Below are 24,547 nucleotides of genomic sequence, written 5' to 3' on the forward strand. Positions count from 1 at the left end.
GTAATTGTTGAAACTCTGGAGCAAGCCCAATGTCTGACGCACATTCTTTCCCGATGGAACGCCCAAGCAAACCTGCAATTCTGCGCGGGCTGCGCTGTAAATGCCCCAACTGTGGTGAAGCCAATATTTTCGACGGCTATCTGAAGGTTGTCGACCATTGCCCGCACTGCAATGAAACCTTGAGCCACCACCGCGCGGATGACGGCCCCGCCTATCTGACAATCTTGTTGGTGGCACATATCATCGGCTTTGCGATCCACTTTATGTGGGTCATGTGGGAACCCAGCCCCATGGTAATGGCCACCACGCTTTCAGTTGGTGCGATTGCTTTGTCGCTCTTTCTTTTGCCTCGGCTCAAGGGCATGATCGTGGCAATTCAATGGGCACGCCGCATGCACGGGTTTGGACAAGATAGCTAAACCCCGGCCAAACGGGGATAAGATGGATAAAAGCAACATCCGCGATGCAGCCACGATTGTTGTGCTGCGTGACGCGCGCACGACGCCATCTGTGCTGATGGGGCAACGCGGCGCGTCGGCGGCATTTATGCCCGGTAAATTTGTTTTCCCCGGCGGCGCGGTTGACCCCGTAGACGCGCAGGTCCCCGTCACATTGCCGCAAACGGAAGCCGCCCGGCTTGCGCAAGACAGCACGCGCCCACCTGCGGCGCTAGCCGCCGCAGCGATCCGCGAGCTTTGGGAAGAAACCGGACATATCTTAGGACAGCGCGCCGATTGGGCCAATCCCCCAAAGGGCTGGCGCGGGTTTGCCGCCTCTGGGCATCAGCCCAACGGCTCGGCGCTGCAATTTTTGTTTCGCGCCATCACCCCACCTGGCCGCCCACGCCGGTTTGATGCGCGGTTTTTCTTGGCCGACGCGGATGCGCTCACCACCGATCTAGATGATTTTAGCAAGGCCGAAGATGAGCTGGCCTTTCTTCAATGGGTGCCACTGCACCAAGCGCGCAAGTTTGATCTGCCCTTTATCACCCAAGTCGTACTGGCCGAACTAAACGCACAAATCGCATCGGGAGAGCGCGCTGCAACCGTCCCTTTCTTTCGCAACAATGATGAGGCAAGATTGGTCAGCCGTTTAGGTGGAAAACCCCCACTTTAAGCGACTAATACCAGAACCAAGATGCTCACCCCCAAAAACACCATTCCCTGCCATTCGCGCCGTGATATTTTTTCGCCAAAGGCAAGCGACCCGATGGCCAGCGACAAAAGCAGTTCCACCTGCCCCAGCGCGTTCACATAAGCCGCCGTCTGCAGCGTGTAGGCATTGAACCAGCAGATCGATCCCACCATGCTGGTCAGCCCAACCAACCCGGCCACCCGCCACGCCCGAAACACGCGGGTTATTTCACCCCTTTCGCGCCAGACGAGCCAGATCGCCATCGTGACCGTCTGCAACGCCGTGACGATCGCCAAAGTCACGATGGCGCGATAGAATACATCGCCCGCATCCAATGACAGCGACGCGCCACGATATCCATTTCCAGACACGCCAAACAGCAGCCCGGCCCCAAGCCCCAATGCCGTTGCTTTGTTGAAAATTCGTTGGTGCCAAGCCCCCGTCGCATTGGGTGGATCAGAAAGTAAGATCACGCCCACTAGCCCGATCAGCATCGCGCAAATCGCCCATCCCGTGACCACATCGCCCAAGATCACAAAGCCAATCAACGCGCTCAGCAGGACTTCGGTTTTCTTAAACGTTATCCCGACTGCAAAATTGCGGTGACTGAACAAGGCCACCACGCACATGGTTGCCAATACCTGTGACGCGCCCCCGGCGATTGCATAGGGCCAGAACGCTGCTGGCAATTGCGGCACACCCTGCCCGGATGTGCGCGCATAAATCACCGCAATCACCATGACCAATGGCGAAGAATAGATAAACCGCGCAAAGGTCGCGCCCGCCGTAGAAAGCTGCATCCCGCGCAGATGTTTTTGCAGCATAAACCGCAACGCCTGTGCGGTCGCAGCAGCCAGCGTGATCGGGACCCAGAGTTCCATTACCGGGTTAACTGCGCATTAACCCTGCGCAGTAGGATGACTAAATTCATCCGCAGGCACCGGTTCGCCGCGCACAGACGGATCACAGGCGACCATCGGGCTGCCTTGGTCACGTATGATCAAACCGCCACGGGCGCGACACTGTTCGAATGTCATGCGATTGCCGATCACCAGATGCTCTTGCATGCCGGGGCTTCCGCCCATCGCGCCGCCGGTTTCACAGGCACCCAAAAACATCACACATCCCAAAACAAGCTTCTTCACGGGGTAATCTCCATCAGTTGACTAATATCATAGCCATTAAATTCCAAAATATCACGCGCAGCGCGTAACCTATCAGCGGGTATCTCAGGATCGCGGTTCAAAATCCAGCCCGACGTGCCATTTGGGCTGCCAACAACGGCGGTGCGGTAGCCTTCGTCGACCCAAAGCACCCAGTAATCCGCTGCGACAAACGGCACCCCATCAAAGCGCACGATGAAGCGCCCCGGCCCAACGACCTCGGTACTGCCTGTAATCCGGGTGCGTTCTGTACCATCTGCATTGCGGCAAATATTCAACACTGACAGGCTTCCGTCAGGTTGCACGCCGTAATCTGCCGTTGCCCCTGCGCAGTCTTTTTGAAAAGACACCGGGAACCGGGCCACTTCGTGCCAGCGCCCGGCATAGCGGGCGGGTTCAAAAAGCGCCGTTGATGAGATCGGCGCCGTTGCATCACGGTAAACAGTCGGAGCGGCGCACCCTGCCAAGGCAAAGAGCAAAACCACAGCACGCGGCACGCAAACAGCGCGAGTCAACTTAAGTAGCATCGTAGGCTCCGTGTTATAATTGCGCAGACAGTCTCGCAAATGTGGTGCGGCGGCAAGGCACAAATCTTGACAAAGCGCCCTGTCATCCGGCAAGGCTGCCCTATGGATACGCGCAGTCAAATCGCAGCCCCTTATTACCCCGGCCCCATATCGCGGCGACCGGGTCTTTTTTGATATAGATACGGACACGCCCGCAAGGGTGTCAGGAAATATTGTCCCCTTGCGGCACACGCAATGGACAAATCCAATGATCACGATCACCAACGTTACACCAACCGACCTCCCCCCGCTGCAGGATATGATTTGCGCGCTTTGCGCACATCACGGCGACACATGCGTGCGTGGGGTCGCAGACATTCACGCGCAATTCATTGATGGTCCGCTGATGGGGCTCATTGCGCGCGAAAATGACATGCCTGTCGGGTTTGCGACCCTCGTGACCCACTGGCGGCCTATGAACACGGGCGACAGTATCGATATATTGCATTTATTTGTCGTGGAAGGGTGGTGCGGCCAAGGCATCGGGCGCAGGCTGATCGCAGCGGCCCAATCGCACGCACGCGCAACAGGCGCGATACGGTTGACGATTGGCACATCGCCCAACAACACAAGCGCCGCGCAGGCCTACCGGGCGATGGGTTGGGATGAAATCACTGCGACAGCCGGGCCACGATTTCAGATCAGACTTTAGACCCACCCCGTAGGGTGGATCTTGATCCACCTCCCTTAGTAAGGCATCGGGTGCGCGCGGTGTACCGTATCGATCTCAGCGATCAACGCATCGCTGAGCACCACATCTTTGCCCGCAATGATATGCGCTAACTGTTCCGATGTCGTCGCCCCGAAAATCGCGGACACTGGGAAAGGCCGCGAACCTTGCCATGCCATGGCCATATGCACCGGATCGACTCCATGCTGCGTAGCCAAATCAAGATAGGCTTGCGCGACGGGCAAAGTACGCGGGGTCATGCGCCCACCCAGTTCTGGGCCGATTGACCGGCGGCTGCCTTCGGGGATCGCGCCGTTTTGGTACTTCCCGGTCAGCAACCCGCAGGCCAATGGCGAAAACGACAACAATGTCACGTCCTCATTCACCGCCATTTCGGCCATATCGGTATCATACATACGGCACATCAATGAATATTCGTTTTGCACGGATACCATGCGCGGCAGGCTGGCGGCCTCGGCCAGATCAACCCATTTGGTCATCCCCCAGGCAGATTCGTTTGAGGTCCCCACCGCACGAATTTTGCCTTCGGCAACCAGTTCACCAAAAGTGGTCAGCACACCCATCATATGATCCAGCGTTTGCGCGCGATCTTGGCCAGAGGGGTCATAGGTCCAGTTTTGGCGGAACATATATGATCCACGCTCAGGCCAATGCAGCTGATACAAATCGATCATATCCGTCTGCAAACGCCTCAAAGATGCCTCAACGGTTTCACGGATATTGCCACCGTCGAAGCCCTTGCCGTCACGCACCCAACCAGGGTTGTTTCCAGATACTTTCGTGGCGATGATCACCTCATCACGGCGACCTGATTTGGCAATCCAGTTTCCGATCACCTGTTCAGACAGGCCCACGGTTTCGGCGCTAATCGGGTTCACCGGATACATTTCGGCAGTATCAAGAAAATTAATCCCCGCATCTAACGCCATATCGATTTGATTGTGTGCGTCGCTTTGTGGGGTTTGGTTGCCATAGGTCATTGTACCTAGGCACCAGTCTGACACCGCAATATCGGTGCGACCAAGGTTAAGCATTTTCATGAGTTCACTTTCAAATCTGCGTTCAAAAGCAAACTAATCCCTAAAACGCAGGTGGCAAGACCCGTCGCAACCGATCTTGCCGTTGTTTGGTTCTAGAAATGATAGAATGCGCCAACACGGGTCGTTGTCACCGCGTCAGTGGTGTGGTCATCCATAAAATCGCGAATGAATTCCGCGCGCAGGCTCACTTTGTTGGTGAAGTCTGTCTGCACCCCAACACCTAAGTTAAAGCCAGACGCATTCCCGCCATCGCTTTCATAGCTGGTGATCCCGCCAGACGCCAAGGCCTCAACGGCCCCCAAGTCATAGGTTCCCAAGGCGCGCAAACGCCGGGTGCTGTAATCTGCGTCGCCCGCGATATGCCCGCCAATTTCCAATTCACCGCCATAACCAAAGGTGCCGTAACCCAAACCAACACCGGCGATCAGCGACGCAGAGGTCTGCGTATCGCCAGAATGCGGGTATGCATAATCAAGCGCACCACCTGCATAGAAATCTTGCGCGGATGCCATACTCGCCGCCACAGCCAAAGCTGCGCCTAAAATGATCGTTTTCATTGCCTGCCTCATCGTTGTTTATTACCGCCATAATACCTCAGATCACCCATCAAGACCAGTGATTGCGCAGTATATCTGGCATCTGGACGCAAGCCCCGTTAGATAGGCCCAAATTGATAGGAAAACGAAGATGGCCCGTCACCTCATTACGTCTGCAATCCCCTATATCAACGGGATCAAACACCTTGGTAACCTTGTTGGCAGCCAATTGCCCGCAGATCTGTTTGCGCGCTACATGCGTGCGCGCGGTCACGAAGTTTTGTTCCTTTGCGCGACCGATGAACATGGGACCCCTGCCGAACTGGCTGCCGCCAAGGCAGGCAAGCCCGTGGCCGACTACTGCGCCGAAATGCATGATGTGCAGGCCAAGATCGCCGATGGGTTCCGCCTTTCGTTTGACCATTTTGGCCGTTCCTCCAGCCCGCAAAACCAAAAACTGACCCAAGCCTTTGCTGGCCGTCTGGCCGATATGGGCCTGATCCGCGAAGTGACCGAAGAACAGGTGTATTCCGTCGCTGACGGTCGCTTCCTGCCCGACCGCTATATCGAAGGCACCTGCCCCAACTGCGGCTTCACATCTGCGCGCGGCGACCAATGTGACAATTGCACCAAACAGCTAGACCCCACTGACCTGATTGACGCGCATTCCACGATTTCAGGGTCAACCGATTTGGAAGTCCGCGAAACCAAACACCTGTATCTTTGCCAATCTGAACTCAAAGACGATCTGGCCGCTTGGATCGACAGCAAAACGGATTGGCCGATCCTGACCACCTCGATTGCCAAAAAATGGCTTACCGATGGGGATGGTCTTCAGGATCGTGGCATCACCCGTGATCTTGATTGGGGCGTGCCCGTCAAACGCGGTGACGCCGAATGGCCCGGCATGGAAGGCAAAGTTTTCTACGTCTGGTTCGACGCGCCGATTGAATATATCGCCTGCGCCCAAGAATGGGAGGATGCCGGCAAAGGCACCGATTGGGAACGCTGGTGGCGCACTGACAAAGGTGCCGATGACGTGACCTACACCCAGTTCATGGGCAAAGATAACGTGCCGTTCCACACGCTGTCCTTCCCCGCGACGATCAAAGGCACGCAAGAGCCGTGGAAACTCGTCGATTACATCAAATCGTTCAACTATCTGAATTATGACGGCGGCCAATTCAGCACCTCGCGCGGGCGCGGCGTGTTCATGGACCAAGCGCTTGAACTCCTGCCCTCAGATTACTGGCGTTGGTGGCTTTTGTCGCATGCCCCTGAATCGTCAGATGCGGAATTCACGTGGGAAACCTTCCAAACTGACACGAACAAAGACCTCGCCGACGTTCTGGGAAATTTTGTTAGCCGCGTGACTAAGTTTTGTCGGTCAAAATTCTCTGAGGATGTCCCCGCAGGCGGCACATACGGCGCGGCGGAAACGCAATTGATCACCGATCTTACGACCCGAATCCGCGCCTACGAGGCGCATATGGAAGCCACCGAGGTGCGCAAAGCGGCCGCCGAGTTGCGTGCCATCTGGGTGCTGGGCAATGAATACCTGCAAGCAAATGCGCCGTGGACCACGTTTAAGACGGACCCAGAAACAGCCGCGATGCAAATCCGGCTCGCGTTGAACCTGATCCGGATTTACGCGGTGCTTTCAGCGCCGTTCATCCCCGATGCAGCGGCAACAATGATCGCAGCAATGCAGACGGAAGACAACAGCTGGCCTAACGATGTGACCACAGCGCTGGAAACACTGCCCGCAGGCCATGCATTCACTGTACCTGAAAACCTGTTCCGCAAAATCACGGATGATGAACGCGAAGAATGGGCTGCGCGGTTCGCTGGCACACGCGACTAAGGAGACAACCATGATCATCGGGCATATCGGCGCACGCGCGGGCAGCAAGGGCGTTCCGGGCAAGAATTTTCGCGATTTGCATGGCAAACCGCTGATTGATTGGGCGCTTGACCAATTGTTCGACAACGCCCGTGTCGATCATGTTGTTGTCTCTACTGATTGTCCAAAGATGTACGCGCATGGGCTGAAACGTGGCGCACTTGATATTGGGTTGCGCCCGGACCATCTGGCCACCGATACGGCAGCAAAATGGGATGTCTGGCAACACGCGCTTCTTGAGGTTGAAAAACAAACCGGACCGGCGGACGCGTTCTTAGACCTCGATTGCACGTCACCACTGCGCCTGCCCGAAGACGTTGACGCCGGGCTGGACCTTTTCGCGAAAGAACAGCCGGATATGGTGATGTCTTGCTGCGAAAGCCGCAAGAACCCTTATTTCAACATGTTGGAAACCGATGAGACGGGAGGGTTGCATGTATCCAAACCCCTGCCCCACGGCGTCGTCGCCCGCCAGCAAGCCCCGATGGTCTATGATCACGTCGGCTTGGTCTATGTCGTCAAGCCTAGCTATCTGCGCACAGCGACACGCCTGTTTGAAGGCCACGTGATCCCGCTGATCGTCCCGAATGAACGCAGCTTAGATGTGGACAGCCCGTTTGATTGGGACGTGATTGAGTATTTGATGGGTAAACAAATTGCGGATGACCTGCGCCCACCGGCCTAGCGCCAGCCCTGCCAGAACCGTAGTTTTGCCTGCTTTTCGGCAAAGCTTTGCGTTAACGCGGCTGGATCATATTCTGTCTTGATCCAATCATCGATGGCAATCGGCGATTGCGCGTTGCGGGCCGCGTAAACATCCAGAAAATGATCCAGAACCCCTGTGCTAGTCTTGCGGATATGCAAGAAGCGAAAGCTCAGCTGCTTGCGCACGTCTTCCAACGCCTTGCCTTCGACCACTACCAGATAAATCACGGCAGCCAACCCTGTGCGATCGGCGCCCGATTTGCAATGCATCAAGAACGGCCGTTCTATGGTTTCGAAGCAATCCAATAGCTTGATCAACTCTTTGACTTTGGGCGCGCGGCGCGCAGCCATCTGGCAGTTGACCAAAGTCAGGCCCAGCTGTTCGCAGCTTTCGACCTCGAACAGGTAATGCGGTTGCTTTGCAACGCCGCGTAGGTTCAACACAGTTTTGATGCCCATCGCAGCATAAGCTTCGAACCGTTTGTGATTTGGGTGGTTCGACCGATATGCGTCCGGAGCAAATTCTTCGAAATTATGCCAATGCAGGCGCAAGACCCCGTGGTCGAGCCAATTGAAATGCACCATGGAACGCCTACGTTCCTTTGGGTCAGTGATGTCGTGCCCAAATGATTTACGCAAATTTTGCTCTTTGCGTTCCAGATATCTGTGTATACGGCGGATCATCACGGGTCCAAAATAGGGCAATCGCATGTCACTTGGACCATACCCGCGCGTTTTGCAATCAATCTGTGCAATTGCTCCGCCACGTCAAAACCCATAGAACCGGGGCAATACCACCGCGTAGGAGAGAACCGTTGGACATCGCAGGCCGCAAAATTGGACCAGAGCACCCGCCACTGGTGATTGCAGAGATCGGAATTAACCACGGCGGCGATCTGTCTGTCGCCAAGGAAATGGTGCGTCTTGCCGCTGCTTCTGGATGTGAGGTGGTGAAACACCAGACCCATATTATCGAAGATGAGATGACCGAAGAGGCCAAGCAAATCTTCCCCCCAAATGCCGATGTGTCGATTTGGGATGTGATGGCGGCCTGTGCGCTATCGCTTGAGGATGAAAAGGCGCTGAAAGAATACACCGAAAGCCTTGGCATGATCTGGATTTCAACGCCATTCAGCAGGGCCGCCGCAGATTTCCTTTATGATCTTGATGTACCCGCCTTTAAGATCGGATCGGGAGAAGCTGACAATCTTCCCCTGATCCGCCATATCGCGCGGATGGGTAAACCCGTGATCATGTCGACTGGGATGCAAAGCATCGAATCTGTGCGCGCCTCTGTGCAAATTCTTGAGGATGCCGGGATCGAATATGCGCTGCTCGAATGTACCAACCTTTACCCGTCACCGCCTGAAATCGTGTCCTTACAAGGGGTCACTGACCTAAAAGATGCCTTTCCGAACGCCGTGGTTGGGTTTTCAGATCACTCAATTGGCCCTGAAATGGCGTTGGCCTCTGTGGCGCTGGGCGCATGTATCTTAGAACGTCACTATACCGACAGCCGCTATCGCATTGGCCCTGACATCATTAATTCGATGGACCCGTCAGAGCTGCGCCATATTATCGACCGGTCGCGCGAAATTCACACCGCCCTGCGCAACCCCAAACAGCGCACCGCAGCCGAGGAAGACGTCTACCGCTTTGCCCGTGCCAGTGTCGTCGCCGACCGTGATCTGCCCGCAGGTCACATGATCACCGAGGCCGACATTTGGGCGCGCCGCCCCGGATCTGGTGAAATCGCAGGCTATGACTTTGACAAAGTGATCGGCAAAACACTGACCCATGCGGTGACCCGCAACACCCAGCTCAAGTGGGCCGATTTTGACCAATAGCACGCCCTCCCTGACCCGTGCCGATGTTGGCATTTGGCTGATCAACCTTGATCGCGATACTGATCGGCTGGCCGATATGGTGACGCAGCTTGACGCAATGGGTCTGTCCTATACGCGGTTCCCCGCGATTTACGGCAAAGACCATGTTGAAACCCTGTCCAAGCGTGCCGATGCGGGCGCCTATGCCCGCAACATGGGCAGCCCGATATTGCCGGGGAAGATGGGCTGCTACGCCAGTCACATTGCCGTCTGGGAAGACTTCGTAGCCTCTGACTATAAGGTTGCCCTGATCTTAGAAGACGACGTTGTCTTTCATGATGACTTCCTTGAAAGCCTTGATCTCGCGCTTGCGGGGGCTGCCCATTGGGACACCGTGCGGTTTAACTGTATCCGCGCGAAGATGCCAATCAGCCAAGGCAAAATTGGGGCCTATACGCTTAATGCCTATGTCGGGCCCTTCACCGGGAACGCGACCTATCTGCTGCACAAGGACGTTGCCAAACGGTTGCTGCCAAACCTCTGGCCCCAAACCCGCGCGTTTGACCACGAACTAAACCGGTTTTTCAAACATGATTTTCGACAGATGGGATTAGAGCCGTTTTCAAGCCATGTCGACGACGGCGATGTGAGTTCGATCACCGGGGCGCATTTTGGATTGGTCAAGAAATTCAAATGGTACCGGCGTTTGCCGCATTATCGGCTCAAAGCTGCGAACTATTTCAGACGCATCTGGTGGCTGATAAAAAAAGGACGCATCTGGCCGACACGATGGCCGCTTCCGCTAGATAATCAGCCGAAATGACCGATAGCACCGTACATGCGCTTGCAACAGTCACGGCACCGGCGGACTTTGGTACACGCGGCCTGCCCCGCGCAACAAAGCCCAAAAGCGCTGCGTTTTGGGACAACTATGACAATGACACGCTCATTTACGACTGCTTCGGAATTGGGTCACGTGGTATCGTTCGGCTGACCATGCCCAAACTGTTGGGTTTTAAGAAAAGGTTGCTTAGCGCCGATTTTACCATCAACGGCCAGCAGATCAGACGCAAGAAGCTTAAACAAAACCTTAAGCATGATGTGCTGGATCTCTATGTGGATTCCCCTGCGGGAGATATCACGATCACTTCAGGCAGCACCCTCTTGCATGTGCCCGTCCGATTGTCAGATCCTGCGCGCTATGCCGGGTGTAACGTGCTTTATACACAGATCAAAAACGATGATTTGCAATGGGTCTATGATTGGGGCTGCGCACATCAGCGCAACCACGGTGTCGACGCCATTCTTGTGACCAATAACGGCAGCACCGCCTATACAAGCGAAGCGCTGAGACAGGTCCTTGCAAGCATTCCAAACCTTAAGGTCGCCGATGTCTTGGACGCACCACTCTCTCATGGCGCACACCACCAGAATGGGGCCGGCACGGGGGCAACAAAATTCTTGCAACCCGCCTTGCTGAACTTGACCCGCGACCGTTTTTTTGAACAAGCCCGCGCAGTGCTTGTGTGTGATGTCGATGAATTGGTGCAGCCTGCCGGAACTGAAAGCATATTCGACGCGACAGTCGCATCACAACTCAAATACAAGAGCTTTCAAGGGGTTTGGCGCTATGCCCAAACATCTGACGCGCCAGTCCGGCACGCTGATCATATTTGGGCAAAGCCTGAGGGCACCAAATGCGCCAGCAAATATTGTATTGTCCCAAACAGCCTATTTGGCCGCATGACGTGGGGCGTGCATAGTCTAGAGGCGATCAACAGACACATCTTTCGGCCGTCCAATCGTTTCCAGTTTTTTCACTGCAGACAAATTAGTACGTCGTGGAAATCAGATCGTAGCGCGAAGGGCCAAACAGATATGGCAGTGGACCCCAAAACGCAGGATTTCATGTCCGCGACGTTTCCGCCAGAGGTCGAGCTGTGATAAATATTTTTCGCTCACTTTCTGGGCATATCGTCTAAATTATCATCGCAATATCGGTTTAACGAAGCCACTCGCCCCAAATTGACTGACAGGTCTTATGTCCCAAATTTTCGGCTGATAGCGCGAAAGCATGGATGCCGCGCTCAAAATTCTTGTCGTTGAACCAGATGCCGCGCGCGCGCAGGACATCATTGATGCGCTTAAAGATGGCGGCTGGGGCAGCGTCTATATTGTCGCTGAAATCTCTGCGTTGGCGCCAAAGCTTAAGGAAATTGACCCCGACATTGTGTTGATCGATCTGGCACATCCGGATCGCGACACGCTCGAACATATTGGGCAGGTTTCACACGCGCAGTCGCGCCCAGTGGCGATGTTCGTCGACCGCTCTGATTCTGACTTGACGCAAGCAGCCATCACCGCAGGACTTAGCGCCTATGTTGTGGATGGTCTGCAAAAGAAACGTATCAAACCCGTCCTTGAAACCGCAATTGCCCGGTTCAAGATGGTAGAGCAGATGCGCCTTGAACTGGACGCCGCGAAACAGGCGCTGACCGACCGCAAAACCATTGACCGCGCCAAGGGTCTTTTGATGACAGCGCGCGGCATTGACGAAGATAGTGCCTATGGGCTGCTGCGCAAAACCGCGATGGACCAAGGCCGCAAGGTCATTGATGTTGCCCAAGCACTAGTCACAGCGGCGGATTTGCTCGGATGACGGTACAGACAGTCAAATGCGGGTTTCTTCCCCTTGCCGACGCCGCTCCGCTGATCATCGCACGCGAGCTGAACTTCGCGCGTGACGAAGGTGTCGACCTGCAATTGGTCAAACAACCGTCTTGGGCCGCGCTACGTGACCTGCTGGCACTGGGGCAAATTGATGCCGCGCATATGCTGTCGCCGATGCCCATCGCGATGACATTGGGGCAAAGCGGGTTGCCAACCACGGTTGATGCACTGATGGTCCTATCGGTCAATGGCACCGTCATCGGCGTGTCCAATAGCCTCGCGCGCGATATGGAAAGCACCGGCTGGACCGCCGACTTCACCAACCCCGCCAAAGCCGCCACTGCATTATTTGCAACGGGCCGTACGCATATCAGGATCGGCACGCCTTTCCCGTTTTCGATGCACCGCATGCTGATCGAACATTGGCTATCCGCGCACCCATCGTTTCGCAGCAATCGCGTTGAGATCATCACTGTGCCGCCGCCGCGCATGGCAGCGGCCATGGCTGATGGCACGCTGGATATGTTTTGCGTCGGCGAGCCGTGGGGCACCGCTGCGGTACAGCAAGAGGTCGCGGAATTGATCCTGCCCGGGTCGGCAATCTGGCAATTTGCACCTGAAAAAGTACTGGGCGCGACACGCGCCTGGATTGACGCCAACCCCGACACCTGCCGCCGGATGATGCGTGCGATCTACAGAGCGACGCAATGGCTTGACCAGCCGCGCAACAAACCACTCGCCGTCGAAATTCTTGCCCGCAGCCAGCACATTGATTTGCCACACGAGGCAATCGACCCCGCGATATCGGGGCAAATTGTGCCGCGCAAAGGGGCCGCGCCGATCACCCCTGCGCATTTCTTGTTCTTCAACAACAATGCAGGCAACTTCCCTTGGCGCAGCCAAGCGGCGTGGATCAGCGAGCGCATAGCAGCTTGGTCCGGCCTGAATATTCAAGATGCCGTACAGCGTGGGTCGGCAAGCTTTCGTAGCGATCTATTCCGCGCAAATCTGGAAACACTTGGCGTTGATATGCCCGGGGCCTCAGCGAAAATCGAAGGCGCATTGCGCGATCCGACGGCTGTGGCATCCACCAAAGGCCAAATGATTCTCGGTCCGGATGCATTTTTTGATGGCGCAATATTCGACTTTGATATGTCAGATTGACCAATAATTAAGCAATTGCTGTATCGCAGCATATTTTCCAAATCCGGTGCTGCAACGCAGCTTGAACTCTGCGCGCTTCCAGTCATGACTATATTTAACAAAGACAATGGCGTCTTTTCGAAATCCCCATCGACCGGGGTTACACGACCTGAGCAAAGCCGCTCGAAACTTCTGCGCACTCCTCCCTGCGCGCTGGTTTCGAGCGGCTTTTTTCGTTTTTGACCATGACCTATAAGGACAGCAACATGCTAAAAACCCTTCCATTTGCGCTGACGACCAGCGTTCTTTTGAGCACAACGGCGATGGCGCAATCGCTCGACCTCGAAAAAGAGGACCTGACATTTGGCTTTATTAAGCTGACAGATATGGCGCCGTTGGCCGTGGCCTATGAAAACGGGTATTTCGAAGATGAAGGCCTGTTCGTGACGCTCGAAGCGCAAGCGAACTGGAAAGTGCTGCTGGATGGCGTCATCGACGGCCAGCTTGACGGCGCGCACATGCTGGCAGGTCAGCCACTGGCAGCGACAATCGGTTACGGCACCGAAGCCCACATCATCACGCCATTCTCTATGGACTTGAACGGCAACGGTATCACCGTTTCCAACGAAGTTTGGGAGCAGATGAAACCGAACGTCCCACTGATGGAAGACGGTCGTCCGCAGCACCCAATCAGCGCTGCCGCAATGGCCCCTGTTGTCGAAGACTACAAAGACCAAGGTATCCCATTCAACATGGGTATGGTTTTCCCTGTATCCACGCATAACTACGAATTGCGTTACTGGCTTGCCGCAGGCGGCCTAGAGCCGGGTTACTATTCACCCGATGACATTAGCGGTCAAATTGGTGCTGACGTTCTGCTTTCTGTGACCCCTCCTCCGCAGATGCCAGCCACATTGGAAGCGGGCACAATCTTTGGATATTGCGTGGGTGAACCATGGAACCAAGCGGCCGTGTTCAAAGGCATTGGTGTTCCGGTCATCACGGACTACGAACTTTGGCGCAACAACCCCGAGAAAGTTTTCGGGATCTCTGCTGAATTCGCCGAAGAAAACCCAAACACCACCATCGCATTGACCAAAGCGCTGATCCGCGCGGCGATATGGCTGGATGAAAACGACAACGCCAACCGCGAAGAAGCCGTGGAGATTTTGGCGCGTTCTGAATATGTGGGTGCGGATGCCGAAGTCATCGCCAACTCTATGACGGGTACGTTCGAATACGAAAAAGGTGACATTCGCGAAGTCCCCGATTTTAACGTGTTCTTCCGCTACAACGCGACCTACCCGTTCTATTCAGATGCGATCTGGTACCTGACACAGATGCGCCGTTGGGGTCAAATTGCAGAACCACAGACTGATGAGTGGTTCTTTGAAACAGCCGAAAGCGTTTACCGTCCGGACATCTATCTTGAAGCCGCACGTATGCTGGTCGACGAAGGCATGGCAAACGAGGCCGATTTCCCATGGGACAGCGATGGCTTTAAGGCCCCGACCCCTGCCGAAGATATCATCGATGGTATCCCTTACGACGGTCGCACACCAAACGCATATCTGGACAGCCTGCCAATCGGCCTGAAAGGCAGCCAAATCATCGTGGATAGCGAAATCCAAGAGTAATTGAACACGTCTGGCCCCACGCGGGGCCAGACACCATCGTGCCCTTACAGACCACAGGACAACAGCATCATGACCGCAATCGACCCGACCGAACTAAACGCCGAAGCACGCCGCGCCCGGCTGTTTACGCGGATCAACAAGGCAGACGCATGGTTCCAAGTTCTGGGCCTGTCATGGATGACCCCTATTCTTAAGGCAATTGCAGGCGACAACCCGCGCGCGCAAATGTCTGAAATTTGGCGCTTGCTCGGCGTGCCAATCCTTGCGATTGGTGTTTTCTTGATCGCTTGGGGCACCTTGGCCCCCAAAGTACAAACCTCGCTTGGTGCGATCCCCGGCCCTGCCCAAGTTTGGGAACAAGTCGGTAATCTACATGCTGATGCAATCCGCGAAGGCGAAAAAGAGGTCGCCTTTTACGAACGTCAAGACGCACGCAACGCCGAACATGTTGCCAACGGCGATTTGGACAAGGTGCGTGATCGCCCTTACACAGGTAAGCCAACATATTACGATCAAATCTGGACGTCGATCAAAACGGTGTTCTTTGGGTTCTTGATCGCCTCGTTCTTTGCCATTCCATTAGGAATCATGGCGGGCCTGAGCCCCACGGCAAACGCGGCCATCAACCCGATGATCCAAATTTTCAAACCCGTCTCACCACTTGCTTGGCTGCCAATCGTAACCATGGTTGTGTCAGCCGTTTACGCGACCAACGACGGCATGTTCTCCAAATCATTCTTGGTGTCCGCGATTACGGTGACCCTTTGTTCGCTTTGGCCAACCCTGATCAACACGGCGCTGGGTGTTGCAAGCATCGATAAAGATCTCGTTTCTGTGTCCAAAGTTCTGAAAATGAACACATATACCAAAATCACCAAACTGGTGTTGCCATCGGCGCTGCCACTGATCTTTACCGGTCTTCGCTTGTCGCTGGGTGTGGGCTGGATGGTGCTGATCGCCGCGGAAATGCTGGCGCAGAACCCCGGGCTTGGCAAATTCGTTTGGGATGAATTCCAAAACGGGTCCTCACAATCGCTGGCTAAAATCATGGTTGCGGTTCTGACCATCGGGATCATCGGCTTTATGCTCGACCGGGTGATGTATGCCCTGCAATCCATGTTCACATTCACAGAGCAGCGGTAACATCATGAGCATTCTCAAACTCGAAAACGTCACCAAAAGCTATGGCGAAGGCCTGCACAAGGCGGACGTGTTGAAAAACATCAACCTTGAAGTCAAAGAGGGCGAGTTCCTTGTTCTCCTTGGCTTCTCGGGTACTGGCAAAACAACATTGATCAACCTTTTGGCCGGCTTGGAAAAGCCGTCATCAGGCAAGGTCACGTTTAAGGATGCGGAAATCACTGGCCCCGGCCCTGAACGCGGTGTGATTTTCCAAAACTATTCACTGATGCCGTGGCTCACGGTCGCAGGCAATGTGCAACTGGCGCTGGATAGCGTGTTCCCGCACATGCCAAAGGCCGAAAAAGCCGAAAAAGTCGCCCATTTCGTGAAAATGGTTGGTCTCGGCCATGCCATGACGCGCCGCCCGGCGGAACTGTCCGGCGGGATGCGTCAACGGGTCAACGTGGCCCGCGCATTGGCGATGAACCCCGAAGTCTTGCTGCTGGATGAGCCGCTTTCAGCGTTGGACGCCCTCACGCGTGCCAATCTGGCCGATGAAATCGAACACATCTGGGAAGCCGACAAAAAGACCTGTGTTCTAATCACCAATGACGTGGACGAGGCCATTATTCTGGCTGACCGTATCATCGCGTTGAACCCAGATGGCACGCTTGGTGATGAATTCAGTGTCGACATTCCCCGTCCACGCGACCGGACGGAAATGAACAACCACGACGGCTTCAAAACCCTGCGTGCGGATGTCACCAAATATCTGATGGACAAGGGCATCGCATCCAAGGTCGAAGGCACACGCCTATTGCCCGATGTGACCCCAATTCACGGGCTGCCAGCCGCTGTCGCCAAAGCCCAAGAAACTGCGCGCGACGAAGGGTTTTTGACCTTCTCAGGTCTGCACAAAGTTTACCCGACCCCCAAAGGGCCATTGACGGTCGTCGAAGACTTTAACCTTAAGGTCAACAAGGGCGAATTTATCAGTCTCATCGGACATTCGGGCTGCGGCAAATCAACCGTGCTGACAATGGCAGCGGGGCTGAACCCGATCTCAAAGGGGGCAATCCGCCTTGACGGGTGGGATGTACAAGGCGCCGATCCCGAACGTGCGGTAGTGTTCCAATCGCCCAACTTGTTCCCATGGCTCTCTGCCAAAGAAAATGTCGCGATTGGGGTCGATAAGGTTTACCCCAAAGCATCCCAAGCAGAACGCCAAGATGTAATCGAGTATTATCTCGAACGCGTTGGCCTTGCCGACAGCATGGATAAATCAGCCGCCAGTATGTCTAACGGCATGAAGCAGCGGGTTGGCATCGCACGTGCCTTTGCGCTTTCACCCAAATTGCTGCTGCTGGATGAGCCGTTCGGCATGCTCGACAGCCTCACACGCTGGGAACTGCAAGAGGTCCTGATGGAGGTCTGGTCACGCACCAAAGTGACCGCGATCTGTGTGACCCATGATGTCGACGAGGCGATCTTGCTGGCCGATCGCGTGGTCATGATGACCAACGGGCCACAGGCCACCATCGGCAAAATCACGGATGTGAACCTCCCGCGCCCGCGCACGCGCAAGGCACTGTTGCAGCACCCAGATTACTACAACTACCGCCAAGAGGTCTTGGATTTCCTCGAAGAATACGAACACGGGGCCAAGCCAAAACCAAAGCCACAATCGATAGCAGCGGAGTAAGCCATGAACGAGAGCCAGATCACACTTGTCCAGAATAGTTTTGCAAAGGTTGTTCCAATCAAAGACGCCGCCGCAGATATTTTTTACACTCGCTTGTTCGAAGTCGCACCGCAAGTCCGCCCAATGTTCAAAGGCGATATTGCAGAGCAAGGTTCAAAGCTGATGGCAATGATGGGCACGGTCGTGAACGGGCTGCGCGATCTGGATAAAATCATCCCTGTTGCCGAGGCCTTGGCCGTGAAGCACATCGATTACGGCGTCAAAGCCGAACATTACGACACCGTGGGGGCATCGTTGCTTTACACACTCAACGCTGGGCTAGGAGACGACTTCACCGCCGAAGTCGAAGAGGCTTGGACAGCAGCATATACCACGCTTGCGGGCGTGATGGTCAATGCAGCGTATAAACCCGCTGCGGAGTAGAAAATGACACAAAAAATCATCATCATCGGTGCGGGCATGGCCACAGGCCGCGCACTTGAACAACTGATCGAGACTGATCCAGATGCCTATGACGTGACCCTGTTCAACGCAGAGCCGCGCGGCAACTATAACCGCATCATGCTGTCCCCCGTTCTGTCGGGCGATAAGACTTACGCCGAAATCGTCACCCACTCTGCCGAATGGTATGAGGAAAACGGCGTCACCTGCCGCTTTGGCGAACGCGTCGCAAGTGTTGACCGCGCCCGCAAGGTTGTCGTCGCCGAAAACGGTGATGAATTGCCCTATGACAAGCTGATGTTTGGTACCGGGTCAAACCCTTTCATCATCCCGATGCCGGGTCATGATCTGGACGGCGTGATTGCCTACCGCGATCTTGAAGACACAGAACTGATGATGTCGATGGATGACAGCAACAAGGTTGTCGTCATCGGTGGTGGCCTGCTGGGGCTGGAAGCCGCCGCAGGTATGGCGGCGCGCGGTGTTGATGTCACGGTCGTGCATATCATGGGACATCTCATGGAACGCCAATTGGACGAAGCCGCCGGGTATCTTTTGCGCAAGGCGCTTGTCGATAAAGGCATCACAGTCCGCTGTCAGGCGAATTCTAAGCAAATCCTTGGCGAAAATGGCAAGGTGCGCGCCTTGCAATTGGATGACGGGACTGAACTGCCATGTGACCTGCTGGTCATGGCCGTTGGGATCCGCCCCAATGTCAAGCTTGCCCAAGACATCGGGTTAGCCGTTGGCAAAGGCATCCATGTTGACGACCAAATGCTGACGTCTGACCCTGATATTTTGGCGGTTGGCGAATGTGTCGAACATGATGGCGCGATCTTTGGGCTCGTCGCCCCGCTTTATGACCAAGCCAAAGTTGCGGCTAAGACATTGCTCGATGAACCCGCGACATTTGTGCAAAAGGAAATTTCGACCAAGCTAAAGGTCACAGGCTGTGATCTGTTCAGCGCAGGCGATTTTGCCGAAGGCGAAGACCGCGAAGACATCGTATTCCGTGACCCTGCGCGCGGTGTTTATCGCCGCCTTGTGCTTCAGGACAACAAGATCATCGGCGCGGTGATGTACGGCGATACCGCCGATAGCAACTGGTTCTTTGGCATGATCAAAGACGGCACAGATATTGCCGAAATGCGCGAAACGCTGATCTTTGGCCCAGCATACCAAGGGGGAACCCCCATGGACCCGTTAGCAGCCGTTGCAGCCTTACCGGATGACGCAGAAATCTGTGGCTGCAACGGCATTTCCAAAGGTCAAATCGTTGCGGCGATCAACGCCGGCGCAGATACGCTTGACGCGGTAAAAGCCACCTCAAAGGCAGGATCATCCTGCGGGTCATGCGTGGGCCTAGTGACCCAAGTCTTGGGGATCACGCTGGGCGACGATTTCAAAATGCCTGAAAAGGAAACCGTCTGTAAGTGTACGGATTTGTCACACGACGACGTCCGCAAATTGATTGTCGCCAAAAGCCTAAAATCCATCCCGCAAGTGATGCAAGAGTTGGACTGGAATTCCCCCGGCGGTTGCCACGTGTGCCGCCCAGCGCTCAACTATTATCTTGTCTGTGCGTGGCCCGGAGAAGAAGTCGACGACGGCAAATCACGCTTCATCAACGAGCGCGTGCACGCCAATATCCAAAAAGACGGCACATATTCCGTGGTCCCACGGATGCTTGGCGGGATCACAACGCCAGATGAGCTGCGTGCGATCGCCGATGCTGCCGATAAATTCAACGTCCCCACCGTCAAAGTCACAGGTGGGCAACGGATCGACTTGCTCGGCATCAAAAAAGAAGACCTGCCCGCAATTTGGTACGATCTGGGCGAAGCTGGCATGATATCTGGTCAAGCTTACGCCAAAGGGCTGCGCACAGTGAAAACCTGTGTCGGCAGCGATCACTGTCGCTTTGGCACGCAAGATTCAACAGGTCTTGGGATCAAGATCGAATCTGAGATGTGGGGCGCTTGGTCGCCGCATAAATTTAAGCTGGCTGTGTCTGGGTGCCCGCGCAATTGCGCAGAAAGCACCTGCAAGGACCTTGGGATCATCTGCGTCGACAGCGGCTATCAGATCCTTGTCGGCGGGGCCGCAGGGCTTGACCTGCTGGAGGCCGAATTGCTGGTCACTGTCGCGACTGAACAAGAGGCAATCGATGTGTCTTGTGCATTCTACCAGCTTTACCGTGAAGGCGCACAATACCTGCACCGCCCCTATAAATGGATCGCCAAAGTGGGGCTGGACTGGGTCAAAGAACAGGTGGTGGAAGACCTCGAAAATCGTGCGGCATTGGCCGAACGGTTCCGCTATTCGCAAAAATTCTATCAAGTCGACCCATGGGCAGAACGCGCACGCAAAGGCGTGGATTCGCATGAATTCACCCCGCTTGCTGACTTTACAAAGGTAGCTGCAGAATGACGGATTTCATTGATATCGGAAGCATCACGGACATTCCCGTACAAGGCGCGCGTCTTGTACGGACCGCGCAGGGCGACATCGCGATTTTCCGCACCGCGTCTGGGAATTACTATGCGGTTGACGACTATCTTGAAGACAAAGCGGGCCCATTGTCCAACGGCATTCAACACGGTGAAATGGTCACCGACCCAATGCGCAACTGGGTGTTTGATCTGGCAACAGGCGAAGCACAAGGTGCCGACGAAGGCCGCGTGACCACTTATGTTCTTAAGATCGAAGATGGACGCATTTTGCTGTCCAACGCCGCAATCGCAAATCAAGTGGCCGCAGAATGACAGGCGTAAAAACAACCTGCCCCTATTGTGGGGTGGGCTGTGGCGTGATCGCATCTGCAGACGGCACGATCAAAGGTGATCCTGATCACCCTGCCAACTATGGGCGGCTGTGCTCTAAGGGATCCGCTCTGGGTGAGACCATTGATCTTGACGGTCGCCTTCTTGCACCGCAAATCTTTGGCTCTCAAGCTGGTTGGAATGACGCAATTGACTTGGTTGCAAGCCGGTTTGGTGCAGCTATCCGTGACCATGGTCCTAATAGCGTCGCGTTTTACGTATCCGGCCAGCTTCTGACCGAAGACTACTATGTCGCGAATAAGCTGATGAAAGGCTACATCGGCTCGGCCAATATCGACACCAATTCGCGCCTATGCATGGCGTCATCCGTTGCAGGACACAAACGCGCATTTGGCACCGACACGGTTCCCGGCACCTATGAAGACCTTGAAGAAGCAGACCTGATCGTTCTGGTCGGATCGAACCTAGCCTGGTGTCATCCGGTCTTGTTCCAGCGTATCGCCGCCGCAAAAGAAGCGCGCCCTGCAATGCGCATCGTCAACATCGATCCACGCATCACGGCGACCAGCGATCTGGCGGACATGCATCTGCAAATCCAAACGGATGGCGATGTTGCCCTGTTCAACGGCTTGCTACGGCATCTGGCGGCCAATGACGCGCTCGACCATTCGTATATCGACGCCCATGTGAACGGGCTCGACGCAGCGCTTGCAGCAGCGGAAGGCGACCCCACGCTCGCAGGTTTAACAGCAGATGAGATTGCGCAGTTCTACACGCTATGGGCCGGGACGCAAAAGGTCGTCACCGTCTATTCACAAGGCGTCAACCAATCTGCTTCTGGTAGTGATAAGGTCAATGCGATCATCAACTGCCACCTTGCCACGGGCCGTGTCGGCAAGCCGGGCATGGGGCCGTTTTCTGTGACCGGGCAACCCAACGCGATGGGCGGGCGCGAGGTCGGCGGGCTCGCCAATATGTTGGCCAATCACCTTAATATTGAAAACCCCGATCATCGTGATGCCGTGCAAACCGTATGGAACAGCCCGACAATGTGCACCCAGCCTGGGCTGAAAGCCGTTGATCTGTTTCAGGCCTGTGCAGATGGGACGATCAAGGCACTTTGGATCATTTCGACCAATCCTGCCGTCAGCCTGCCTGACGCAGATGGTGTGGCCGCCGCGATCAAGAATGTTCCGTTTACCGTGGTCACCGACATCATGGAACGCACGGATACAGGCGATTTGGCTGATGTTCTGCTGCCTGCAACGGGCTGGGGCGAAAAGAACGGCACTGTCACGAATTCTGAACGGCGTATTTCGCGCCAACGCGCGTTCCTGCCCGCCCCTGCTTCCGCCCGCCCCGATTGGAAAATCATCTGCGACGTGGCGCAACGCATGGGCTTTGACGGGTTCGATTTTGAAACCGCAGGCGACGTTTTCGCGGAATATGTTGCGACAACCAAACTAAGCCAAGAATTCGGCAAAGACCTTGATCTCGCGGCACTTGAAGGCGTCGACTATGAAGCATTCGCGCCTGTGCAATGGCCTGTAGATGGCAAACAGCGGTTCTTTGCGGATGGGGCGTTTTACCATCCCGACGGCAAAGCCCGGATGATCGCCACCACGCCGCCGATATTGGAAGCCGGGACATTTACGCTTAACACCGGACGCAATCGCGACCAATGGCACACGATGACACGCACTGGAAAATCCGCGCGTTTGGGCGCGCATTTGGCAGAGCCTTACGTTGAAATTCACCCTGATGACGCCGCCGCGATGGATGTGGAAACCGCCGAGCTGATCAGCCTCTATGGGCCCAAAGGCAACGGTATTTTTCGCGCGCTCATCACTACAAATGTAGCCCCCGGGAACCTATTTGTCCCGCTGCATTGGACGCGGCAACAAGCGGCATCTGGTACGGTGAACAGCGCAGTTGCGACCAAGGTCGACCCGGTTTCAGGCCAACCCGCCACCAAAAGCAGTCAAGTCGATGCGAGTAAATGTAACGTCGCATGGTACGGCTTTGCAGTCAGCGCGACGACGATGACGCCCAGCCGCCCCTATCACGCGATCGCCAAAACCAGCACGGGCTGGCAGGCCGAAGTTGCGGGTATGAAAACCCCAAGCGATTGGGAACTAGAAGCCCGGAATATAACTGCGACCGAAGGCGGTGACGCCGCGGTGATGCATGATGCGGCAACCGGCGATGTGCGCGTCGCGATCATTGAAGGCAATAAGATCACCGCGCTCTTTTTCGCAAGCGCCACCCCCGTCGTGGTGGCCCGCCAACATGCAGCGACACTGATTGGATCGGACGTCGCAGGGCTTGCGGCGCTTGCGGGCCGCGTGTCCGCTGATATGCCCGATCCGGGGGCGACGGTTTGCGCCTGTTTCAATGTCGGCGTAAACACATTGCGAGACGCGATTGGCCAAGGTGCCACAAGCGTCACCGCATTGGGCGAAGCCACTTGCGCTGGCACCAACTGCGGGTCTTGCAAACCCGAATTGGCCGCACTTATCGGGCAGTTCCAAGTTCCGGTGGCGGCTGAATGACACTCACCCCCTTCGTCCAAATTGTTGCACGTGGCGCTGGCCGCGCGCGCCCATTAACCTTGGACGAAGCAAAAGCCGCCATGCATGTGATGCTGGCGGGAACAGCCGAACCCGAAGCCTTAGGCGCGCTATTGATGGTCTTGCGCGTGCGCGGCGAGGTCCCCGAAGAAATCGCAGGGTTTACCGCAGCTTTGCGCGAAAAATCCCCGGCCCCTATGTCAGCGGACCTTGATTGGCCGTCCTATGCAGCCGGGCGCACGCGTGGCGCACCGCTGTTTTTGTTAGCGGCAAAGCTGGTCGCACAAGCGGGCTATCGCACCGTGCTACACGGCTGGAATTCACATCAAAGCACGGGCGCATCGGTGCGTGATACGCTTCATGCTTTGGACATTCCCGTCGACGCCAATGACGCCCCGATCACCTATCTGCCCGTCGAAACACACGCGCCCGAGGCCTTTGAGATCTTACGCCTGCGCGACACATTTGGTCTGCGGTCTTGCGTCAACACAGTATTGCGCATGTGGAACCCGACGGGTGCCCGCGCCACCGTGCAAGGCGTGTTTCACCCGTCCTACCGTGGTCTGCAAGCCCAAGCAGCAGCCCTGTTAGGACAATCTGACCTGACGGTGATCAAAGGCGGTGGCGGCGAATTTGAACGCAACCCAGCCAAATCCGTACAAGTGTTCGGACTACACGCGGGCGACCACCATCAAACCGACGCGCCAGCCCTGCGCGACGACACCCGCCGCATGAATGAACCCACCGCCCAAGTTGATGTCTTGCACCTCTGGGATGGCACCCAAAGCGACCCCTTCGCCGAAGCCACTGTAATCGGGACAACAGGTATCGCGCTCTGGACCTTGGGAGCCGCAGAGACAATTGCACAAGCCGACGAAATGGCAGCCGCACTTTGGGACGCCCGCAAAGGATAGC

The 24,547-nt window shown here is 55.6% G+C and carries 24 protein-coding genes; 18 read left to right on the plus strand and 6 right to left on the minus strand.

Features of this window, described 5'->3' with window-relative positions; translation table 11 throughout:
* Positions 1-29 precede the first annotated feature (29 nt).
* Both Yoon_RS14705 and Yoon_RS14710 read left to right on the plus strand, forming a co-directional pair.
* The gene (locus Yoon_RS14705; RefSeq protein ID WP_238113184.1) at positions 30-419 is read left to right on the plus strand and encodes a DUF983 domain-containing protein; all 390 of its coding nucleotides are present in this window, start codon (positions 30-32) and stop codon (positions 417-419) included.
* A 22-nt stretch (positions 420-441) separates the two neighbouring features.
* Positions 442-1,116 carry an NUDIX hydrolase gene (locus tag Yoon_RS14710; protein WP_238113186.1) on the plus strand — a complete coding sequence of 225 codons (675 nt, stop codon included), beginning with the start codon at positions 442-444 and terminating at the stop codon, positions 1,114-1,116.
* On the opposite strand, the gene Yoon_RS14715 is transcribed toward Yoon_RS14710, so the two are convergent.
* The 3 genes from Yoon_RS14715 to Yoon_RS14725 are packed head-to-tail and all read right to left on the minus strand — an operon-like array spanning position 1,113 to position 2,824.
* A complete protein-coding gene (locus Yoon_RS14715; protein ID WP_238113188.1) occupies positions 1,113-2,015 on the minus strand; it encodes an EamA family transporter in 903 nt (300 codons plus the stop codon). The two genes, Yoon_RS14710 and Yoon_RS14715, sit on opposite strands and share 4 nt — an antisense overlap.
* An 18-nt stretch (positions 2,016-2,033) precedes the next feature.
* Complete coding sequence (locus tag Yoon_RS14720) at positions 2,034-2,279, minus strand: hypothetical protein (protein WP_238113190.1); 246 nt, start codon at positions 2,277-2,279, stop codon at positions 2,034-2,036.
* Positions 2,276-2,824, minus strand: a complete 549-nt coding sequence (locus tag Yoon_RS14725; RefSeq protein ID WP_238113192.1) for a lipocalin family protein — start codon at positions 2,822-2,824, stop codon at positions 2,276-2,278. Before Yoon_RS14725 ends, Yoon_RS14720 begins: the two co-directional genes overlap by 4 nt.
* 247 nt (positions 2,825-3,071) lie before the next feature.
* On the opposite strand from Yoon_RS14725, the gene Yoon_RS14730 reads away from it, so the two are divergent.
* Complete coding sequence (locus Yoon_RS14730; RefSeq protein ID WP_238113194.1) at positions 3,072-3,515, plus strand: GNAT family N-acetyltransferase; 444 nt, start codon at positions 3,072-3,074, stop codon at positions 3,513-3,515.
* Between the two features lie 35 nt (positions 3,516-3,550).
* On the opposite strand, the gene Yoon_RS14735 is transcribed toward Yoon_RS14730, so the two are convergent.
* Both Yoon_RS14735 and Yoon_RS14740 read right to left on the minus strand, forming a co-directional pair.
* On the minus strand, positions 3,551-4,594 hold the full coding sequence (locus tag Yoon_RS14735; RefSeq protein ID WP_238113196.1) for an aldo/keto reductase: 1,044 nt from the start codon (positions 4,592-4,594) through the stop codon (positions 3,551-3,553).
* A 92-nt stretch (positions 4,595-4,686) separates the two neighbouring features.
* Positions 4,687-5,151 (minus strand): outer membrane protein, encoded by a 465-nt coding sequence (locus tag Yoon_RS14740; RefSeq protein ID WP_238113198.1) that lies wholly within the window; start codon positions 5,149-5,151, stop codon positions 4,687-4,689.
* A 130-nt stretch (positions 5,152-5,281) separates the two neighbouring features.
* On the opposite strand from Yoon_RS14740, the gene metG reads away from it, so the two are divergent.
* Together metG and Yoon_RS14750 are read left to right on the plus strand one after the other, a co-directional pair.
* Positions 5,282-6,994 carry a methionine--tRNA ligase gene (metG, locus tag Yoon_RS14745; RefSeq protein ID WP_238113200.1) on the plus strand — a complete coding sequence of 571 codons (1,713 nt, stop codon included), beginning with the start codon at positions 5,282-5,284 and terminating at the stop codon, positions 6,992-6,994.
* Between the two features lie 10 nt (positions 6,995-7,004).
* Positions 7,005-7,718: an acylneuraminate cytidylyltransferase family protein gene (locus Yoon_RS14750; RefSeq protein WP_238113202.1), complete on the plus strand. Its 714-nt coding sequence runs from the start codon at positions 7,005-7,007 to the stop codon at positions 7,716-7,718.
* Here Yoon_RS14750 and Yoon_RS14755 read toward each other — a convergent pair.
* A complete protein-coding gene (locus Yoon_RS14755) occupies positions 7,715-8,422 on the minus strand; it encodes a tyrosine-protein phosphatase (RefSeq protein ID WP_238113204.1) in 708 nt (235 codons plus the stop codon). The genes Yoon_RS14750 and Yoon_RS14755 overlap by 4 nt on opposite strands.
* 131 nt (positions 8,423-8,553) lie before the next feature.
* Between Yoon_RS14755 and Yoon_RS14760 the strand changes: the two genes are divergently transcribed.
* The 13 genes from Yoon_RS14760 (at position 8,554) to Yoon_RS14820 (ending at position 24,546) form a co-directional block, all read left to right on the plus strand.
* Complete coding sequence (locus tag Yoon_RS14760) at positions 8,554-9,585, plus strand: N-acetylneuraminate synthase family protein (RefSeq protein WP_238113206.1); 1,032 nt, start codon at positions 8,554-8,556, stop codon at positions 9,583-9,585.
* A complete protein-coding gene (locus Yoon_RS14765) occupies positions 9,575-10,387 on the plus strand; it encodes a glycosyltransferase family 25 protein (protein ID WP_238113209.1) in 813 nt (270 codons plus the stop codon). Before Yoon_RS14760 ends, Yoon_RS14765 begins: the two co-directional genes overlap by 11 nt.
* On the plus strand, positions 10,384-11,508 hold the full coding sequence (locus Yoon_RS14770; protein ID WP_238113211.1) for a hypothetical protein: 1,125 nt from the start codon (positions 10,384-10,386) through the stop codon (positions 11,506-11,508). The genes Yoon_RS14765 and Yoon_RS14770 overlap by 4 nt, the downstream gene beginning before the upstream one ends.
* Before the next feature lie 130 nt (positions 11,509-11,638).
* Complete coding sequence (locus Yoon_RS14775) at positions 11,639-12,223, plus strand: ANTAR domain-containing response regulator (RefSeq protein WP_238113213.1); 585 nt, start codon at positions 11,639-11,641, stop codon at positions 12,221-12,223.
* Positions 12,220-13,398, plus strand: coding sequence for a CmpA/NrtA family ABC transporter substrate-binding protein (locus Yoon_RS14780; RefSeq protein ID WP_238113215.1), 1,179 nt, complete (start codon positions 12,220-12,222; stop codon positions 13,396-13,398). Before Yoon_RS14775 ends, Yoon_RS14780 begins: the two co-directional genes overlap by 4 nt.
* A gap of 245 nt (positions 13,399-13,643) precedes the next feature.
* A complete protein-coding gene (locus tag Yoon_RS14785; RefSeq protein WP_238113218.1) occupies positions 13,644-15,014 on the plus strand; it encodes a CmpA/NrtA family ABC transporter substrate-binding protein in 1,371 nt (456 codons plus the stop codon).
* Between the two features lie 69 nt (positions 15,015-15,083).
* Entirely contained in the window at positions 15,084-16,157 is a 1,074-nt protein-coding gene (locus Yoon_RS14790) for an ABC transporter permease (protein ID WP_238113219.1), read from the plus strand.
* A 4-nt stretch (positions 16,158-16,161) separates the two neighbouring features.
* Complete coding sequence (locus Yoon_RS14795; RefSeq protein WP_238113220.1) at positions 16,162-17,838, plus strand: ABC transporter ATP-binding protein; 1,677 nt, start codon at positions 16,162-16,164, stop codon at positions 17,836-17,838.
* A 3-nt stretch (positions 17,839-17,841) separates the two neighbouring features.
* Positions 17,842-18,261, plus strand: coding sequence for a globin family protein (locus tag Yoon_RS14800; protein WP_238113221.1), 420 nt, complete (start codon positions 17,842-17,844; stop codon positions 18,259-18,261).
* A 3-nt stretch (positions 18,262-18,264) separates the two neighbouring features.
* The gene (nirB, locus tag Yoon_RS14805; RefSeq protein WP_238113222.1) at positions 18,265-20,709 is read left to right on the plus strand and encodes a nitrite reductase large subunit NirB; all 2,445 of its coding nucleotides are present in this window, start codon (positions 18,265-18,267) and stop codon (positions 20,707-20,709) included.
* Positions 20,706-21,044 (plus strand): nitrite reductase (NAD(P)H) small subunit, encoded by a 339-nt coding sequence (locus Yoon_RS14810; protein ID WP_238113223.1) that lies wholly within the window; start codon positions 20,706-20,708, stop codon positions 21,042-21,044. The genes nirB and Yoon_RS14810 overlap by 4 nt, the downstream gene beginning before the upstream one ends.
* Complete coding sequence (locus Yoon_RS14815) at positions 21,041-23,614, plus strand: nitrate reductase (RefSeq protein WP_238113224.1); 2,574 nt, start codon at positions 21,041-21,043, stop codon at positions 23,612-23,614. The genes Yoon_RS14810 and Yoon_RS14815 overlap by 4 nt, the downstream gene beginning before the upstream one ends.
* Complete coding sequence (locus Yoon_RS14820) at positions 23,611-24,546, plus strand: glycosyl transferase family protein (RefSeq protein ID WP_238113225.1); 936 nt, start codon at positions 23,611-23,613, stop codon at positions 24,544-24,546. The genes Yoon_RS14815 and Yoon_RS14820 overlap by 4 nt, the downstream gene beginning before the upstream one ends.
* Position 24,547: the final 1 nt, after the last annotated feature.

The organism is Yoonia sp. I 8.24 (genome assembly GCF_022096995.1).
Taxonomy (GTDB): Bacteria; Pseudomonadota; Alphaproteobacteria; order Rhodobacterales; family Rhodobacteraceae; genus Yoonia.

Bases quoted from the DNA above. Each gene is read 5' to 3' on its own strand.
- Yoon_RS14705 (WP_238113184.1), top strand. From the start codon at position 30: ATGTCTGACGCACATTCTTTCCCGATGGAACGCCCAAGCAAACCTGCA.
- Yoon_RS14710 (WP_238113186.1), top strand. From the start codon at position 442: ATGGATAAAAGCAACATCCGCGATGCAGCCACGATTGTTGTGCTGCGT.
- Yoon_RS14715 (WP_238113188.1), bottom strand. From the start codon at position 2,015: ATGGAACTCTGGGTCCCGATCACGCTGGCTGCTGCGACCGCACAGGCG.
- Yoon_RS14725 (WP_238113192.1), bottom strand. From the start codon at position 2,824: ATGCTACTTAAGTTGACTCGCGCTGTTTGCGTGCCGCGTGCTGTGGTT.
- Yoon_RS14730 (WP_238113194.1), top strand. From the start codon at position 3,072: ATGATCACGATCACCAACGTTACACCAACCGACCTCCCCCCGCTGCAG.
- Yoon_RS14735 (WP_238113196.1), bottom strand. From the start codon at position 4,594: ATGAAAATGCTTAACCTTGGTCGCACCGATATTGCGGTGTCAGACTGG.
- Yoon_RS14740 (WP_238113198.1), bottom strand. From the start codon at position 5,151: ATGAAAACGATCATTTTAGGCGCAGCTTTGGCTGTGGCGGCGAGTATG.
- metG (WP_238113200.1), top strand. From the start codon at position 5,282: ATGGCCCGTCACCTCATTACGTCTGCAATCCCCTATATCAACGGGATC.
- Yoon_RS14750 (WP_238113202.1), top strand. From the start codon at position 7,005: ATGATCATCGGGCATATCGGCGCACGCGCGGGCAGCAAGGGCGTTCCG.
- Yoon_RS14755 (WP_238113204.1), bottom strand. From the start codon at position 8,422: ATGATCCGCCGTATACACAGATATCTGGAACGCAAAGAGCAAAATTTG.
- Yoon_RS14770 (WP_238113211.1), top strand. From the start codon at position 10,384: ATGACCGATAGCACCGTACATGCGCTTGCAACAGTCACGGCACCGGCG.
- Yoon_RS14775 (WP_238113213.1), top strand. From the start codon at position 11,639: ATGGATGCCGCGCTCAAAATTCTTGTCGTTGAACCAGATGCCGCGCGC.
- Yoon_RS14780 (WP_238113215.1), top strand. From the start codon at position 12,220: ATGACGGTACAGACAGTCAAATGCGGGTTTCTTCCCCTTGCCGACGCC.
- Yoon_RS14785 (WP_238113218.1), top strand. From the start codon at position 13,644: ATGCTAAAAACCCTTCCATTTGCGCTGACGACCAGCGTTCTTTTGAGC.
- Yoon_RS14790 (WP_238113219.1), top strand. From the start codon at position 15,084: ATGACCGCAATCGACCCGACCGAACTAAACGCCGAAGCACGCCGCGCC.
- Yoon_RS14795 (WP_238113220.1), top strand. From the start codon at position 16,162: ATGAGCATTCTCAAACTCGAAAACGTCACCAAAAGCTATGGCGAAGGC.
- Yoon_RS14800 (WP_238113221.1), top strand. From the start codon at position 17,842: ATGAACGAGAGCCAGATCACACTTGTCCAGAATAGTTTTGCAAAGGTT.
- nirB (WP_238113222.1), top strand. From the start codon at position 18,265: ATGACACAAAAAATCATCATCATCGGTGCGGGCATGGCCACAGGCCGC.
- Yoon_RS14810 (WP_238113223.1), top strand. From the start codon at position 20,706: ATGACGGATTTCATTGATATCGGAAGCATCACGGACATTCCCGTACAA.
- Yoon_RS14815 (WP_238113224.1), top strand. From the start codon at position 21,041: ATGACAGGCGTAAAAACAACCTGCCCCTATTGTGGGGTGGGCTGTGGC.
- Yoon_RS14820 (WP_238113225.1), top strand. From the start codon at position 23,611: ATGACACTCACCCCCTTCGTCCAAATTGTTGCACGTGGCGCTGGCCGC.